Annotated in this window: 18 protein-coding genes and 1 pseudogene; 15 read left to right on the plus strand and 4 right to left on the minus strand. The window is 38.2% G+C overall.

The annotated features are described in order from the left end of the window. Positions 1 to 161: 161 nt before the first annotated feature. The 6 genes from AC4MCC_RS03235 to AC4MCC_RS03260 all read left to right on the plus strand — a co-directional run bounded on the left by AC4MCC_RS03235 (position 162) and on the right by AC4MCC_RS03260 (position 4198). Positions 162 to 1106, plus strand: coding sequence for an SNIPE associated domain-containing protein (locus AC4MCC_RS03235; RefSeq protein WP_419364650.1), 945 nt, complete (start codon positions 162 to 164; stop codon positions 1104 to 1106). A 235-nt stretch (positions 1107 to 1341) separates the two neighbouring features. Next, positions 1342 to 1737 carry a ribonuclease E inhibitor RraB gene (locus tag AC4MCC_RS03240; protein ID WP_034171734.1) on the plus strand — a complete coding sequence of 132 codons (396 nt, stop codon included), beginning with the start codon at positions 1342 to 1344 and terminating at the stop codon, positions 1735 to 1737. 239 nt (positions 1738 to 1976) lie between these two features. Then, positions 1977 to 2423: an SRPBCC domain-containing protein gene (locus AC4MCC_RS03245; RefSeq protein ID WP_004785131.1), complete on the plus strand. Its 447-nt coding sequence runs from the start codon at positions 1977 to 1979 to the stop codon at positions 2421 to 2423. A gap of 124 nt (positions 2424 to 2547) precedes the next feature. Then, positions 2548 to 2886: a zinc ribbon domain-containing protein YjdM gene (locus AC4MCC_RS03250; RefSeq protein ID WP_034705280.1), complete on the plus strand. Its 339-nt coding sequence runs from the start codon at positions 2548 to 2550 to the stop codon at positions 2884 to 2886. A 115-nt stretch (positions 2887 to 3001) separates the two neighbouring features. Next, entirely contained in the window at positions 3002 to 3364 is a 363-nt protein-coding gene (locus AC4MCC_RS03255) for a 5-carboxymethyl-2-hydroxymuconate Delta-isomerase (protein WP_419364647.1), read from the plus strand. 390 nt (positions 3365 to 3754) lie between these two features. Further along, the gene (locus AC4MCC_RS03260) at positions 3755 to 4198 is read left to right on the plus strand and encodes a YybH family protein (protein WP_180004018.1); all 444 of its coding nucleotides are present in this window, start codon (positions 3755 to 3757) and stop codon (positions 4196 to 4198) included. Between the two features lie 113 nt (positions 4199 to 4311). Here the strand turns inward: AC4MCC_RS03260 and AC4MCC_RS03265 are convergent, their stop codons facing one another. Continuing rightward, on the minus strand, positions 4312 to 5079 hold the full coding sequence (locus tag AC4MCC_RS03265) for a hydroxymethylpyrimidine/phosphomethylpyrimidine kinase (RefSeq protein WP_419364744.1): 768 nt from the start codon (positions 5077 to 5079) through the stop codon (positions 4312 to 4314). Positions 5080 to 5337: 258 nt separating this feature from the next. On the opposite strand from AC4MCC_RS03265, the gene AC4MCC_RS03270 reads away from it, so the two are divergent. Together AC4MCC_RS03270 and AC4MCC_RS03275 are read left to right on the plus strand one after the other, a co-directional pair. Next, entirely contained in the window at positions 5338 to 5985 is a 648-nt protein-coding gene (locus AC4MCC_RS03270; protein WP_419364645.1) for an HAD family hydrolase, read from the plus strand. A 115-nt stretch (positions 5986 to 6100) separates the two neighbouring features. Next, positions 6101 to 7033, plus strand: coding sequence for an IS5 family transposase (locus AC4MCC_RS03275; RefSeq protein WP_419364643.1), 933 nt, complete (start codon positions 6101 to 6103; stop codon positions 7031 to 7033). Positions 7034 to 7088: 55 nt separating this feature from the next. Here the strand turns inward: AC4MCC_RS03275 and AC4MCC_RS03280 are convergent, their stop codons facing one another. Further along, the gene (locus AC4MCC_RS03280; RefSeq protein ID WP_419364641.1) at positions 7089 to 7544 is read right to left on the minus strand and encodes a hypothetical protein; all 456 of its coding nucleotides are present in this window, start codon (positions 7542 to 7544) and stop codon (positions 7089 to 7091) included. 82 nt (positions 7545 to 7626) lie between these two features. Further along, a complete protein-coding gene (locus tag AC4MCC_RS03285; protein ID WP_419364639.1) occupies positions 7627 to 8235 on the minus strand; it encodes a DUF805 domain-containing protein in 609 nt (202 codons plus the stop codon). Positions 8236 to 8760: 525 nt separating this feature from the next. On the opposite strand from AC4MCC_RS03285, the gene AC4MCC_RS03290 reads away from it, so the two are divergent. The 7 genes and pseudogenes from AC4MCC_RS03290 to AC4MCC_RS03320 all read left to right on the plus strand — a co-directional run bounded on the left by AC4MCC_RS03290 (position 8761) and on the right by AC4MCC_RS03320 (position 14874). Continuing rightward, the gene (locus tag AC4MCC_RS03290; RefSeq protein ID WP_491885678.1) at positions 8761 to 9351 is read left to right on the plus strand and encodes a DUF4142 domain-containing protein; all 591 of its coding nucleotides are present in this window, start codon (positions 8761 to 8763) and stop codon (positions 9349 to 9351) included. Between the two features lie 342 nt (positions 9352 to 9693). After that, on the plus strand, positions 9694 to 9966 hold the full coding sequence (locus AC4MCC_RS03295; protein WP_131326758.1) for a hypothetical protein: 273 nt from the start codon (positions 9694 to 9696) through the stop codon (positions 9964 to 9966). 1 nt (position 9967) lies between these two features. Continuing rightward, the gene (hxsB, locus tag AC4MCC_RS03300) at positions 9968 to 11389 is read left to right on the plus strand and encodes a His-Xaa-Ser system radical SAM maturase HxsB (RefSeq protein ID WP_104489961.1); all 1422 of its coding nucleotides are present in this window, start codon (positions 9968 to 9970) and stop codon (positions 11387 to 11389) included. Positions 11390 to 11394: 5 nt separating this feature from the next. Beyond that, complete coding sequence (gene hxsC, locus AC4MCC_RS03305; protein WP_491885679.1) at positions 11395 to 12591, plus strand: His-Xaa-Ser system radical SAM maturase HxsC; 1197 nt, start codon at positions 11395 to 11397, stop codon at positions 12589 to 12591. A gap of 45 nt (positions 12592 to 12636) precedes the next feature. After that, on the plus strand, positions 12637 to 13299 hold the full coding sequence (gene hxsA / locus AC4MCC_RS03310; protein WP_104489963.1) for a His-Xaa-Ser repeat protein HxsA: 663 nt from the start codon (positions 12637 to 12639) through the stop codon (positions 13297 to 13299). Positions 13300 to 13331: 32 nt separating this feature from the next. Beyond that, positions 13332 to 13946, plus strand: a complete 615-nt coding sequence (locus AC4MCC_RS03315) for a hypothetical protein (protein WP_491885680.1) — start codon at positions 13332 to 13334, stop codon at positions 13944 to 13946. Next, positions 13943 to 14874 (plus strand): annotated as a pseudogene (locus AC4MCC_RS03320) (IS5 family transposase). Before AC4MCC_RS03315 ends, AC4MCC_RS03320 begins: the two are co-directional and overlap by 4 nt. Positions 14875 to 15238: 364 nt before the next feature. Here AC4MCC_RS03320 and AC4MCC_RS03325 read toward each other — a convergent pair. Further along, a complete protein-coding gene (locus tag AC4MCC_RS03325) occupies positions 15239 to 16522 on the minus strand; it encodes a ribonucleotide-diphosphate reductase subunit beta (protein WP_004785102.1) in 1284 nt (427 codons plus the stop codon). Between the last annotated feature and the right edge of the window lie 119 nt (positions 16523 to 16641).

Here is a 16641-nt window from a genome sequence, read left to right on the forward strand (position 1 = left end):
TTATAGGTGAAAAATCATTTAAAAGATCAATTATATTAAATGTTTATGGTCATTTTTTATCTTTGATTCTCTTCATTAAATTATGCAGAATAACTTTAAAACATCATAAATTTTTAATTTTTTAGTGCCTATATATGGTGCAAGGGGTAAGGGACAGGATGATGCTAAGTGGCGCGCTCTTTGTTCTCGCAAGTGTTTTAATCATTGTATTGCTACGGGTATTCAATAGCTTGAAATTATCAAGAAACAATATTCAGTCTCTACAGGAAAATCTGGATCATTCACGCAGTAAATTAGCCGATTATGAAACACAAGTTGATGAATTAAATTATGAAATGACCCAGCTACGGATGCAACTGGGAAGTGCCAGAACTGAACTGAATAAATATAAAAAATATCAGGATATCTGTGACATCGAACAATACATTATTAACCGCAGCTTGCAGGCTGAAAATTTCGTAGAAGTAACCAAGCTTGATGCTTCCATCATGCTGGATGATCTCAAAGCCTATATCGCTCAGGTCAAAGCATATTTACAGAATTTACAGGCTCAGACCGAAGCTGATATTGAGCAACAGGCCCGAAAAGCGTTACAGGCTTATTATCAGCAGGCCAAAGAACAGCAGTGTTTACAAGAGGTAGTTGAAGCTCTCGAGTATAAGATCAAGGGCTATCAATATGGTTTTGATCTGCCGGTCACGCAGCTTCTGGATCAGCTCATTAGTGACTACAATGATACTGATGCAGCTCGGCATTTATTGACTATCAGAACACAGATTGAGCAGGCCAAAGAACAGCAGCAGGTGGCCAGCTGTAATTATGTCGATGAGGATCGTCGCAAGAGCACCATCGAGATTTTGAGTCTGGCATTTAATAGCAGGGCAGAATTCTATTTGTCCCAGTTAAATACTCATAATCTGGGTGAAATGCTGCAATCCTTAAAAGATGATTATCGCCTGATGAACTATAAAGGACAAAGCTTGAGCCAGGCCATGATTCAGGAATCTTATCTGAACTTACGTCTGGAAGAGCTTAAATTCGCCGCCGTTTTACTTGAGCTTAAACAGAATCAGGTATCTGAACCATCTGTAGTGATCGCTTCCTAACTACAATTAAAAAATCCAGATCAACCGATGAAATTTTTTAATCTGCAGATTGATATGCAGGTATTTTTAATTAGATGAAAATGCAGATTTTTTTTCAAATTCTTAAATTTATATTGATAAAATTCAGTTGGTTATTTAGAGAAAGTTAATTTTTTTTCATATTCTGTACTCGATAATTCAAATAAAATAAGTTAAGCTGAATCGAATAATAAAACATTATAATAAGGATATCTCTATGGCACGCGATTATGACAAATTCCCTGACGATGAAAATGGTCATGTACTGTGGCAAATGTATCAGGATGGTGATGATCTGCAGGACGACCATGAAATTGAATTCTCGATAGCCTTTAATAGTGAAGAGCAGGCTGACCGATGTGCATTGCATTTACTCAAAGAAGAACAAAAGATAAGCCTATATCAGGATGAGGAGAGCGATACCCTGGAGTGGACAATTACCATTCATGTCTATATGCAACCTACCTATGAAAATATTGTCGACTTAGAACAATGGTTTACCAGAATTGCCGCTGAATTTCAGGGTGAATATGACGGCTGGGGCTGTATGGCCTATGTCTATGATGATGAGGGCGACCCGGAAGAGGGCGAAAGCAAACTTCGTAGCAGCTAATCAAAATTTCCTTATTCAAGCCCGGTTAAGCCGGGTTTTTTATGGCCTGCGGTATTGGTCGGCTTAACTGTAGTTTTTTGTTATACATCCTATAAAATGGATAGATAACAATTATATTTAGGCCGTACAGTATATTGGGCAGTTATTTAAATACTGAGGCCGATGAGATCGGGATGATCCATCCGAATAATAAATAAAAATAATCTTTCAGTAAGAACAAGAAAAAAAGGTAGGCTGAAATGAGTTATACCCTAAAAATGCATCGCGTATTCAGTGCGCCACCGGAACGGGTGTACCGGGCCTTTATTCATCCAGATGCCATTGCAAAATGGCTGGCACCGCATGGCTTCACTGCCAGAGTTGAGCATGCCGAAGTCAAACCGGGAGGCAGCTATAAAATCACCCTGACCAATTTTGCCACTGGTACCCAGCATCATTTACATGGCACCTATCATGAAGTTATTCCCAACCAGTTACTGCGCTATACCGATTGCTTTTCCACGCCTGAGGTCAAAGGTGAAATTGAAGTCACGCTCATCTTTGAAAAAGTGTCTGTAGGCACCAGCCTGCATATTATTCAGGTGGGTTATCCGGATTTGGTACCACCATCTGCATGTCACTTAAGCTGGCAGGAGTCATTGCAGCTTTTGTCCTGGCTGGTCAATCCACATATTTTAGATGGTTAAGTTCAGTTAATTAAGTCGAGCGGGAGATCCTTTTAAAGCTTGAGCATGAACCCACCCAAAGATGCTATAATTCAGCCTTAATTTTTTGTTTTTTCTTTTATTTTTTTATTTTGTTGAGGTTGCTATGGCTCTACCACAATGCCCAAAATGCCAGTCTGAATATACTTATGAAGATGGTGACTTGTTAATCTGCCCAGAATGTGGATATGAGTGGAAAGAAGGGGAAGCAACTGAGGAAACCGTGGTCATCAAGGATGCGCATGGCAATCTGCTGGCTGATGGCGATACAGTTACGGTGATTAAGGATCTTAAAATTAAAGGGTCTTCTTCAGTGGTTAAAGTCGGGACTAAGGTCAAAAATATTCGTCTATTACCCGATGCAACTGATGGACATGATATTGACTGTAAAATTGATGGCATTGGCGCCATGAAGCTCAAATCTGAATATGTGAAAAAAGCCTAATACATTCTTATACGAATGAGTGCTTTCGGTCTTCGGGTTTGAAGGTTTATGCTTCTTCCTCAAACTCGAAGATCAATCTCTTCTGATCACTATATCATGCCTGGATCTATGCTTTATGCCTCATTTTCATCTTGAATATTCAGATAATATTCAGCAGCTCGAAACCCGACCTTTAATGTTGGCAATTCACCAGGCCTTATTTAACGCCGGTTATATTAATGACCCGAATGATTTAAAAAGTCGGGCGATTGCACAGCAGGATTATGTGATTGGACTAGAGCCGGAGACAGATCAGGCTTATGTACATGCCAAAGTTTCTCTCCTGACTGGTCGTAGTCTGGACATTCGTCAAGCAATTTCCAAGCTGGTACTTCAGGTCATGCAGCAGCACATTGTCTCGCAGCCGGGGTTAAAGATTCAGCTCTGTGTTGAAATTCTGGAAATGGACAAAGAAACTTACACTAAAGCTATTATTTGAGTTTTTTATATTGAAGTGAGGACTAGGAAATGAAGTTTTCTTAGTTCCTCTCTTTATCTTGAATGCGTATGAACTTAATAAAAAATTGAGAAGTATCAAAGCGATTTTGAAATATAAAGAACGATAAATAAAAATAGAGCATGAAAATTTAAATAATCAGTCAAAATTCACCTGATGATTGCAGTTGATCAGAAAATTTTGCCTATGATCAAAAAAATAGTGTAATTTTAGGTATTAGGTCACACTTTTGACCTGATATATGGGGGATGGGTAAAACCAGGACCCATCCACATAATTAAAAATAATGAAAAACAAGAAAGACTGAAAAATGATGAGATGCTTGAAATCTCGGTTTTCAAGTCTGAATAAAACCTTATAGAGAGGTATTCAATGAAAATAATAGGGGAAGAATGTCTAGCTCAGGAAGTCAGGACATTTTTACAAAAATGGGATCAAGCTATTTGTTCACTTGAATTCAGCGAAATTCGTCAACTTTGCCGACCAGATGTCTGTCTGATTGATATTAGCTCCGAGCTGAAAGGGATCGAGGCTTATCAGGCTGCATGGCAACAGTATCGCCCATATATGCGCAACAATGGTATGCGCGTTGAACGGCAAGAGGTCACCATTCAGGTCAATAATGACATGGCTTTCGTATATGGTTATGTCCGGATTGCCTATGCGGCGATGGAGCGATATTTTCCTTTACAGTGGTGTCGCTTCAGCATGGTCTTGAGCAAGCAGCAAGATCAGTGGCAATTGCATTATCAGCATATTTCTGTCCCTGTTCAGGAGAAAACTGAAAAACTGCGTCCTGTGAAATTGGCAGGTTAAGGCACAAGTTTTAAATTTCATTGAAACAAGATCATCACCTCTATTTGTCCATTCTTGAAAAGAAATCACCATAAAAAAGCCTGAATCGTTCAGGCTTTTTTATTTAGGGAAGATTAGAAGCGTTTTGGAATCCGCTGACCATTCGGTACCGGAATTTCCGCATTTTTTAATACACCAAATAACCAGGTTTCTGCATGTTGTACAGCTGTTTTCAACTGTTCACCCAAGGCTAGACGTCCGGCAATGAAACTCGCCAGTGAACAGCCTGAGCCATGATATTCACCTTCCAGACGCGGACAACGGGTTTCGTTGATCAATTCACCCTGAATATATAGACGGTTCTGGATATAGTCGGGAGTATCTTCGTGGCCGCCTTTAACCAGAATCGCGTGAGCACCCATTTCAAACAGTTTCTGCGTGGCTTGATCTAAATCCTGCTCACCTGTCAGGGCACGCAACTCGACAGTATTTGGAGTTAAAATCGTAGCTAGCGGAATCAGTTGTGTAAACGCTTTGACCAGTGTGGCCTGATTGCCGAGTGAGCCACCACTATTGGCTACCAGCACTGGATCCAGTACATACTTATAGTCCGGATGCGCAGTTAGAAATTCTGCCAGCGCCTCAATATTTTCAGTAGTACCCAGCATGCCTGATTTAACACAGCGAATCGGCAGATCATTTACCACAGCATTGGCCTGAGCCAGCAGTAATTCCTTTGAAGTTGCTTCAAAACCAAAGACCTGTTGCGAGTTCTGGATGGTCAGGGCTGTACAGGCAATTGCAGCATGAGCACCACTTTGACCGATGGCTTCAATATCTGCTTGAAGGCCTGCTCCACCTGAAGGATCTAAACCTGAAAAGCAAAGTACGGTAGGTCGCAAAATGATGTCCTTCATTCACTAAAATTGCCTTAGTATAGGCAAATTTATTCAAACTCTCGATATTAATTTCTATCACTTGCAAGAACGGTCTGTCAGGCAAAATTTCATATGTTTTATCTGATCAAAATATAGAGTTGATTACCCTGAAAATGGGCGTTCTTGGCTTGTTTTTATGGCCTAATAATTGCTTTAGAATAGACAAATCTGGCTATACTCACGATATGAATTGATGTCGGTTGCAAACATAGGGGACAAGATGTGATTCAGAATATTTTAATTGATTTGGATGGTACATTAACTGACCCAAAAGTGGGGATTACGACTTCTGCCCGCTATGGTCTGGAAAAGGTGGGTCATCCGATCAGTGAAGACACGAATATTGACTGGATTATCGGGCCTCCTCTAAAAGCTTCACTAGCTAAAATTTTGAATGTGGATGCGGATGATACCCTGGCTGAACAGGCACTAATGGCATATCGTGAACGTTTCGCAGTGACTGGCTTATATGAAAATCACGTCTTTGAAGGCGTAGCTGAAACTCTGGCGGAACTTAAACGCCGTGGTTATCGCCTGTTTCTCGCAACAGCAAAACCAACCGTTTATGCTAAACAGATTCTGGAACATTTTAATCTGGCCCAGTATTTTACTGAGATTTATGGCAGTGAGCTGAATGGTGATCGGACCAATAAAGGGGAACTGATTCAGTATATCCTGGAACAACAAGGCATGCAGGCTGATCAATGCATTATGGTGGGGGACCGTGAGCATGATATTTTTGGTGCCCGCCATAATGGGATTGAGTCGATTGCAGTCAAATACGGCTATGGTTCAGAAATTGAATTACAGCAGGCACAGCCTAAATATACGATTGAGAACTTTAGTCATTTATTAGACTATTTAAAATAATTTTTTATTTTCATTAAAATAAAATGCTTCTATGTTTAGGAGCATTTTTTATATTCATTATGGCTTTGTTACACAAAGCTATTCTTGAGGGCTTCTTTAGCAATATAATTTCCAGATGAAGAAGCCTGCACCTAAAACTTACCGTACAACCAATTGGCCCTCGTATAACCAAGCTTTAATCAAGCGAGGAAATATTTCAATCTGGTTTGATCCTAAGACCCAATGGTATGCACAACCACAAGGCAAGCACGGACGAAATCAAACTTATTCCGATACAGCGATTCAATGCTGTTTAATGATCAAATCTCTATTCCGTCTTTCTTTACGTATGGTCACTGGCTTTGCTCAAAGCCTGATTAAACTCTGTGGCTTGAATTGGACAGCACCAGATTACTCCACCCTCTGTAGACGACAAAAGCATATTGATATTGCGATAAGCTATCAGAAAAGTCGTGATGGGTTACACCTACTCGTCGACTCTACGAGTTTAAAATTTTTAGGTGAAGGTGAATGGAAGCGTAAGAAACATCAGCCTGAATACCGTCGGCAATGGCGTAAACTGCATATTGGTATAGATGCTGAAACACTGCAAATACGTGCCGTTCAGCTTACGACAAATAATGTCAGTGATTCACAAGTACTAGGTAATTTACTGGATCAAATCCCACCAAATGAGCGAATAGATTCTGTCTATACCGATGGGGCGTACGACACGAAGTGCTGCAGACAAGTGATTTCAGATCGTCAAGCACATGCAGTAATTCCACCCAGGAAGAATGCCAAGCCCTGGAAAGATTCTAAAATCAGTTCAATAGAACGAAATGAGTTACTTCAAACGGTTAAGCATTTAGGCAGAACCCTATGGAAAAAATGGTCGGGCTATCACCGTCGCAGTTTGGTGGAAACCAAGATGCATTGCATCAAATTATTAGGAGATAAGCTGACGGCAAGACATTTTCAAAGTCAGGTCAATGAAGTTCATGCGCGTGTGGCAGTTCTGAATAGATTTACGGAATTAGGTAGACCTCACACCCAAGTTGTCACTTAAATTTGAATGGATTGGGGAAAACTCAGCTTTTGAATGTTTATGCAACAAAGCCCATTTAAAGTGTTAAAAACCAGATAGAAGCAGCAATGACGACAATTAAGATAACCAGAAAGATTTTTAGATTGGTTTTAGGATAAGTGGTGCTTAAGCTCGCTTTCGTAACTTCCTGACCTGCGGGATCATACAGAATCACCTTTTGTGCACTATTTTCATAACCTAATTCTAGCAGGGCACGCTGTTCAAGAGCTGTCAGACCCTCTTCAGGCATATCCATAACTTGCAGCAGCGTTGTAGAGCCCCAAAGTTTTTGAACAATTGGAGTAGATACCAGCTGTTTTAGGGTGTCTGAGGCAGCATTAAAGTCGGCAATGATGCTGCGTTCATGCGCATAGGGAACGGGAGGGACCATTGTTTGCACAATCGTGCCCTCATTGTCCATCAGTTGCATTTTATCTTTATAAATTTGCACCCATATTGCATTGGGAAGTTTGGATAACTGATCTTGCAGCATGAATTGTCTACGTATTGCTTTGATATTAAATTAAATAATCTATAAACATATCCCGTATCAAGACGGGATATGTAATGTTCCATTACTTGGCAGGAGCACCATATTCATTATTTTCTTTTTTGGTATCACTTGCCCACCAGATGATGAGTAAAATGACTCCTATCCCTGTCAGTACAAGCAATTGCCACCATCCAGAGCGTCCAATGTCATGCAAGCGACGTGCCCCTACAGCCAGACTTGGGAGCAGAAGCGCTAAATTTAGCAGGCCATTCACCAAAGGTTTGGTGCCTAAAACTGCATCAATGACTTCACTAATAATACTTAAAATTACACAAAACAGCATAAAGAACCAAAATTCTTTACGGCGTGCACGACCTGAAAAGTTTGCATAATTGGTTAGACATTTTACGAACCAGTCGATACTGCTGTAATTCTCTTCAGCCTGATCCAAATTGGAATATTTGTTAATCTGATTGCTAATACTTTCTCCCAGATGAATCGAGCTTCCCAGAGCCAGATAAATATCTGCTGCATGGCCGGTTGAGTTAACAATAAAATCAACCCGGTCACCGCGTGATGGAGGGCGTTGTCCACGCCAGTCTGCACCGCTAAAACTGTAGCGGTTGTTATCATCCCCTGTGATAAAACCCGTATTATCTTGAATAGAAAAATCCAGGATGGAACCTTTCATAAGCCCTCTCTATTTATCTTCTGGCTATTATGGATTTGTATAAATATTATTCATATATGGCCGATAGTAGCATAGGAAATTTATTTTGAGATCAAGCTTTTATAAAAATATTTAGGTAATAAATTTTCACTATCTAAAGCTAGAAATTCTGATTAATAAGAAGTTGATTTAGCAGCTAATGAATAGTTCAATTAAATTTAGCTTTTCTTAATTTGTTGAATAATAAGGAATGATTCAATAGAGGAAAAACTGAAGTAAATTTAATAAAGCTAAGAATATACTAAAATTTATAAAAATAATTTAAATCAGTGACTTAATTAATTTTAGTATTTTACTCAATATGAATATATTGCGAATTTTTACGTAGAGTTTGAATAAGAAACTAATCGTCAACAGACTTTGCTTAAGCTAATAAATGCTTATATATTGATCTCATAAAACAACTTAAACATTACACTGTTTTTAAGCTAATTCACCTATTTTATAAAGGCATTTTTAATTAATAAAACATTAAAGGGTGCCATGATGAAAGCTATTCCAATGAAGAAGATGATTAACTGTGTTGCGATGAGTGGTGTATTGCTATTCACTGCTGGGCAAACAATGGCAATGAATCAGCAATCTTCAACTGCTGCTCAAGCAAATTCTAAAGCATCAAATGACAGCCGAATGCATTTAACCGAGAGTCAAGTGATTAAGGTTGTAAGTACGGTCAATAACGGTGAAATCAAACAGGCAAAAACAGTCTTGCCAAAACTTAAAACAGATGACGCACGTAAGTATGCGCAAATGATGATTAGCGAACATACAGCGAATGAGAAAAAATGTCAGGCTCTGGCAGACCGTTTAAAATTAACTCCGCAAGCAAGCAGTCTCAGTACGACATTGCAAAGTGATAGTGACAAGATTGTTACTGACCTGAGCAAGCCATCTGCAGCTGATAAAGACTATATGATGAGCCAAGTTGAAGTACATCGTAAAGCCCTGAACACTTTGGACACACAATTGATTCCAAATGCGAAAAATGCGGAATTAAAAAGCATGTTGACGCAAACCCGTACTGCGGTAGCGACACATCTGAAAAAAGCTGAACAAATCGTTGAAAAGATGAAATAAGTTAAGCATTCATCCAATAAAAGAACCGCCATTTTAGGCGGTTTTTTTGATCATAATACTTTATATATTATGTGACGTCATGCGACACATAAGTTGTCATTGGGTGGAATAGAAAATCATATACTTAGGCATCATCAGTGAAACTTAATGACAACTTTTGCGACACATAAGCTGTCATTATTAGGATTTCGCGACACATAAGCTGTCATTACGTAAAAAACAGTTTTTGATTCGGACCTTAATTACACAATAATGAAATGTTCTTTATACCTTGCATCAAAATACAAATACATAAGGTATTATTAGAAAATTAGATAAGAATTATCATTCTTGGGGGGAGAAATGAGTCAAAAATTAATTCAGTTTGGTTTTGATATTCATGTTGAGATGTCATTAGATGAAATCATACAGGCATTGAGATTTTGCCCAATTACATACGAGGTAGAACGATTAGATTCTCAACATTTCTTTTTTAAAGTTGAAGATTCGTATCAAAAAAATTTAATTCTTAATTTCTTAAATGATTTTAAATTACGTAAAGAGTTAAATAAGCAAGTTAGTCCTCAACAAAAGTCTTTTGTTGATGCAATTATTTTAGCAAGTATAAGTAAATAAAATGATTTTTAAAAATGTGGAATTAATGCCATTTAACTTTAAACGAATGGCAGATGAGAATTATCTCATAACAAGTGTTACGGGCGATTTTGAGTTTATTTCTCAGGATAATTTAAAAAAAATTATTGCTAAAGATGAATCATTAGATATGGATATCTATCTCAAATTGAAATCCAAATTTTTTCTGATGAGTCAAAATGCTATTGGTTCAAAGCGAGCTTTAACTTCAAGGTTACATGCAAAAAAATCAACAATTTTAGAAGGAACTTCGCTCCATATTATTGTTGTGACGATTCAATGTATGCACTCATGTTCTTACTGCCAAGTCAGTCGCCAACAAGCAGGAGATGAGTTCACTATTTCCAGAAAAGATTTACTCTTGGCCTGCGATACTATCTTTGAAAGTACATCAGATACTTTAACAGTTGAGTTCCAAGGGGGGGATCCTCTAATCAAATATGATTTAGTAAAATTTGCTATTGAATACATTACTGAAAAAAACAAAGAGCACAATAGATCTATTCGTTTTGTGGTAACTACAACATTGCACCAGTTAACTTCTGAAATGTGTTTATTTTTCAAAGAACATCAAGTGGTATTGTCTACAAGTATTGATGGTCTTGAAGACTTACATAATAAGAATAGACCGATTGCTAATCGAGATGCTTATGAAAGAACTATTGAAGGCTTAGAGCTAGCACGTCAAGAATTAGGCCAAGACTCAGTTTCTGCATTAATGACGACTACACGTAAAAGCTTGAATTATCCTAGTGAGATTGTAGATGCATATGTTCAATTAGGATTTAAGGATATTTTTATTCGTGGTTTGAGTGATTATGGATTTGCTAAGAAGAACTCAAAGCGACTTGCCCCAACTCACGCTGAGTTCTTAGATTTTTATGAGAAAGCATTGGAACGTGTCATTCATTGGAATGATAGAGGATATGAACTAATAGAAGTTCATTCAGCAATTTTATTAAACAAAATCCTTTCTCCATTTGATCAAGGTTATATTGATCTCCAAAGTCCATCCGGTGCTGGACTAGGGTGTATTGTCTATAACTATGATGGATACGTATACCCTAGTGATGAATCTCGTATGCTAAAAGAAACAGGGGATACTTCTTTACGCTTAGGTAAAATTGGTGAACCTTTATCTCAATTGTTAAACTCTGATCTACAAAGAAATATCATTACTTCGAGTTTAAATTTTGCTGATCCGAGTTGTAGTCAATGTGCTTATCTACCGTATTGTGGGCCGGATCCTATCAGTGCCTATAACGAATTTAAAACGATGACTCCACCAACACATTTAACCAGTCATTGTAAGCGTTATATGGGTTTGTTCGATTGGATATTTAACAAATACCAAAATTCTGACAAGTTTAGAAAGTTAGCAAACCAGTGGGCCTTTAGTAAGTAGATAAGATGAGAAAAATAAAGTTAGACTCAGTCACAAAACATACCCCCAAAATCTTTAGGGTACTTAATCTTGATAACTTGGATGTAGAGTGGTTACCTAATCAATCTATTCTAGTGCCAGTTACTAATGTCCAGGAAGTTGAAATCTTTGATCGATATATTCAGGCCGGGCTAGATAATCTTTACCCAATTTATAGCTCAGACTTACTCGACAGGGTTAGTGTAAACAATCTTTTTATTCCAGAACAACAAGCACTAAAATCAAATGATGTAGTTACTATTGACCCATTTAAAAAGAATTTAAGTGTACTTTTGAGAGCAAGTGATACGCACCATACTTTATTCTTAACCAACAGATGCAATAACTACTGCATCATGTGCTCTCAACCACCAACCAAGCATGATGATTCATGGTTAGTACAACAAGCATTAGAAATTATTGATCATATCAGCTATGAACCGATGAATATTGGTTTAACGGGTGGCGAGCCATTACTACTAGATGAACAGTTAAGACTAATCATCGATACCATTCATAATAAATTTCCTTCAACCAAGATTGATGTATTAACGAATGGTCGTTTGTTTAGTACCCCGCAGATAGCGGAATCAGTGTTATCTAATCTTGAAACCAAAGTGAATTGGCTTGTCCCACTATATGGTCATGCAGATCTTTTACATGATTTTGTGGTGCAGCAGCATTCAGCTTTTGAAGAAACATTAGAAGGTCTCTATGTTCTTCAATATTATGAACAACCTATACAGTTAAGGATTGTTTTGGTTAAGCCTGTATTAGAAAATTTAATTGATCTATGCACCTACATACGTACTAATCTCCCGTTTGTAAATGAGGTTGCTCTGATTGGGTGTGAACCTATCGGTTTTGCACTTGCTAATAAGGAACTTAGTCAAGTTGATATTAAAGATTGGTGGGATCAACTAAATGCGGCGGTAGATTTGTTGTTAAGCACTAAAACTCGATTGGTTTTGATGAATATTCCACTATGTTGTTTGCCTCAAAGCTTATGGCCATATGCAGCAAAAAGTATCTCTGATTGGAAAAATACATATGATGATGTATGTAATAGTTGTGAAATTAAAACTGATTGTTGTGGGCTATTTAACTGGTATAAATCTGGATGGATGCCATCTACATTATCTCCAATAAAACTTGTTGAAATTATGAACACTAAAAATGCATAATATATTTATTAATAAATAATTTATTGTTTTTGGGGCGATAATAACTTGAGTAAATTCATAAAGTCTCTGGCTCTTTTTGCTGTATCAGCTCCTATCATTCATAACAAAACAGAAGCAATGGCGAATGTGACTGTTGATTCTTATGATAACTTAGAGCCAGTATCAATTCGTCCTCTCAACTATGAGTACGAAAATCTGTTTGCTGCCCATCGAAGTCATTCCAGTCATCGTAGCCATTCAAGTCATTCGAGTCATTATTCTGGTTCAGGTTATTCGGGTTATTCAAGCTCAAAACTCCCCACCTATTCGGTACCGACTTATAAGGCACCAAGTACAAGTAGTTCATATGCTGGGACTACTTCAACAGCGAAAAAAAGCTCAGATATAACGGTAAAAACGTATAGCAATGTTCCTACGCGAACAGATACCACACCTAACCCTTTTTATGGTAACTCTGCTTCAGTTAATACTGGAGCAATTGAAGATCCAGTATTGGCTCGTGTGCTACAGGTGAAACGTGTACAAATGTCTCTACTTCGACTCGGTTATTATTCTGGAAAAATTGATGGTGATTTAGGTAAAAACACAAGAAAAGCTATTGCAAATTATCAAGTTGATAAGACATTGACAGTTAATGGTCGAATGACTACAGAATTATTAAATAGTCTAGGAATACCTGCGATTAATTTTGTTGAAGATTTAAATTAAGGGTCTGAATTTAAGTCCAGATAATATAAATAATGTCAGAATTCATTAAGTTTTTATTCTTGAAATTAGAGTGGCTAATGGGGTTTAGTGGCCTATTAACCAAATTTATTATAGGTTTTGGTGTTTTTTTAATACTCATGTATTTTATGTACATAGGGTATTTTCCTACAGACTTATCTTTAGGCGATGGGCTTTTATTCTTTTTAATAACTATAAAATTCCTATTTGTTTATTTTGTTTTCATAAGCTCACACTATGCTCTAGGCAGTCTTCTGTTAAGAGTTTTTCGATTTTTTAAAAAAATATTTAGATTTATTTTATTGTTAAGAAAAAATTTTTCACAAAAAATAATTGATTTATTTTTTAAAAAAATTGAGTTAAAGGATTTTTTAAATAAATCAGGTAGATTCTTTTTTGAAATTCTTCTTTCAGTAATTGGTGTTTTATTTCTTATAGCATTCTATAAGAATCAGATTCTAAATTTATTAATAATGATTCTATTGAGTTTAATTGTTAAGTTCTCTATAGATAAGTTTTTAAAGGAATATCGAGATAATATTGGGAGTGCGAGTCCTGATGAAATAGAAGCGGCTTTGTTGCACAAACCTATCTGTAAAGGCTTTTTCAGCGATATAATTTTCAAATGAAGAAGCCTACACATAAAATCTACCGCACAACCAATTGGCCCGCATATAACCGAGTACTCATGAGTCGCGGAAATATTGCCATTTGGTTTGATCCTGCTACGCAATGGTATGCTCCATCAAAAGGCAAACAAGGGCGAATCAAACCTACTCCGACGCAGCTATCCAATGCTGCTTAATGATTAAATCCTTATTCCGTCTATCTTTACGTCTGGTCACTGGCTTTGTGCAAAGTCTGATTGAACTTTGCGGATTAAATTGGACCGCACCAGATTACAGTACGCTTTGTAGAAGACAAAAGCATATTGATATTGCAATCAGCTACCAAAAAAGTAGCGAGGGGCTGCATCTACTTGTAGACTCTACAGGCATGAAGTTTCTAGGTGAGGGCGAATGGAAACGCAAGAAACATGGAGCTGAATATCGTCGCCAATGGCGTAAACTACATATTGGTATAGATGCCAAAACCCTACAAATACGCGCTATTCAGCTCACAACCAATAATGTCAGTGATTCACAGGTGCTTGGTGATTTACTTAATCAGATTCCACAAGATGAGCAGATTGACTCTGTTTATACCGATGGAGCTTATGACACCAAGCAATGCCGTCAGGTCATTGCAGATCGGCAAGCACATGCGGTGATTCCACCTAGAAAAAATGCGAAACCATGGAAAGATAGAAAGAGTAGCTCGCTAGAGCGAAATGAATTACTTCGAACAGTTAAACGTTTAGGCAGGACATTATGGAAAAAATGGTCAGGCTATCATCGCCGCAGTTTGGTGGAAACCAAGATGCATTGCATCAAATTATTAGGCGATAAATTAATGGCAAGAAGCTTTCCTAGTCAGGTGAGTGAAATTCATGCACGTGTAGCAGTCCTCAACCGATTTACGGAATTAGGTCGACCACTTACCCCAATTACGCCTTAAATTTGGCTCAATTAGGGGCGCTTTGCATTTCAAATCTTTGTGCAACAAAGCCAGTAAAAGATAAAAATAGAGCTATTAGGCTCTATTTTATTAATAAAGGTTTAGCGTAGTAAAACGCTGAAATTACTTATTTGATGTTTTATAAGTCTACAATATTAAAAAGATTTTTAGAGAACTATTTAGAAGATAGTTGTTTACTGATAATTGTTTAGACTTTTGCTTATACACTGAGAATATTTTGTTCATACGATGTAAAAAAACCGCCAAGAATGGCGGTTTTTTTGAATGACAACTTATGTGTCGTTCAATGACATTTTATGCGTCGCAAATGACAACTTATGTGTCGCGTGACGTGTGATATTTCTTACCAGCTTAACGCACCACCAGTTTGGTAGTCTGTTACGCGAGTTTCGAAGAAGTTCTTCTCTTTACGTAGATCCATCATTTCTGACATCCACTGGAATGGATTGTTCACACCAGTAAACTGTTCAGGCAAGCCTAACTGGCTCAAGCGACGGTTACAGATGAATTTCAGGTATTCTTCCATCATGCCAGCATTCATGCCCAATACACCGCGTGGCATCGTGTCACGAGCATATTCGATTTCAAGCATGGTTCCTTCAAGAATCATCTGAATCACTTCTTGCTGGAATTCAGCAGTCCACAGATGCGGATTCTCGATCTTGATCTGATTGATCATGTCGATACCGAAGTTCAGGTGCATAGATTCGTCACGCAGGATGTACTGGAATTGCTCAGCAACACCATTCATCTTGTTACGACGACCCATAGACAGAATTTGGGTGAAACCGCAGTAGAAGAAGATACCTTCAAGGACACAGTAGAATGCGATCAGGTTGCGAAGCAGGATCTGGTCGTTTTCTGGTGTACCGGTTTTGAAAGTAGGATCACTTAGAGATTGCGTATATTTCAAGCCCCAAGCTGCTTTACGTGCTACTGATGGAACTTCACGATACATGTTGAAGACTTCGCCTTCGTCCATACCTAAAGACTCGATACAGTACTGGTAAGCATGCGTATGAATCGCTTCTTCAAATGACTGACGCAGGATGTACTGACGGCATTCAGGGTTGGTGATGTGACGGTAGATCGCCAATACCAGGTTGTTTGCAACCAGTGAATCCGCAGTAGAGAAGAAACCAAGTGAACGCATCACGATGGTACGTTCATCTTCAGTCAAGCCATTTTCAGACTTCCACAACGCGATGTCGTGGTTCATGTTGATTTCTTGAGGCATCCAGTGGTTGGCACAACCATCCAGATATTTCTGCCAAGCCCATTCGTATTTGAATGGCACTAACTGATTCAAGTCAGCACGGCAGTTGATCATACGTTTATCATCAACTTGTACACGCTGTGCACCCATCTCAAGTTCCTCAAGACCTGGCGCAACGTCCAGCTGGTCTAGGGAAGCAGATGCTCTTGCCAGTGAATCGGTTGAATTTGATCCTGCGCTTCGAGGGGCTGCAGCGGGTTGTGCAGCTGCCACATTCGACGATGTGTTGCTTGCATCAGATACCATCTGCGGATTAGCCGTTTTTTTCGGCTCGACGGGCGTAGGCTGCTGTTCAGGTGCAGCCGGTTTTTGCGAATCATCTTCGAAATCGTCCCAACTTAGGATAGACATATCAATTCTCTCTAGTTGCTTTATATCTTTTATTAGACATCCAGCAGTGCTGAGATGTCTTACTATACGCTCAATTTGTGTAAACAAAATTAAGTTTTGTCGATGAATGCTCTGAATTT

Source organism: Acinetobacter sp. CAU_H_56 (genome assembly GCF_058599425.1).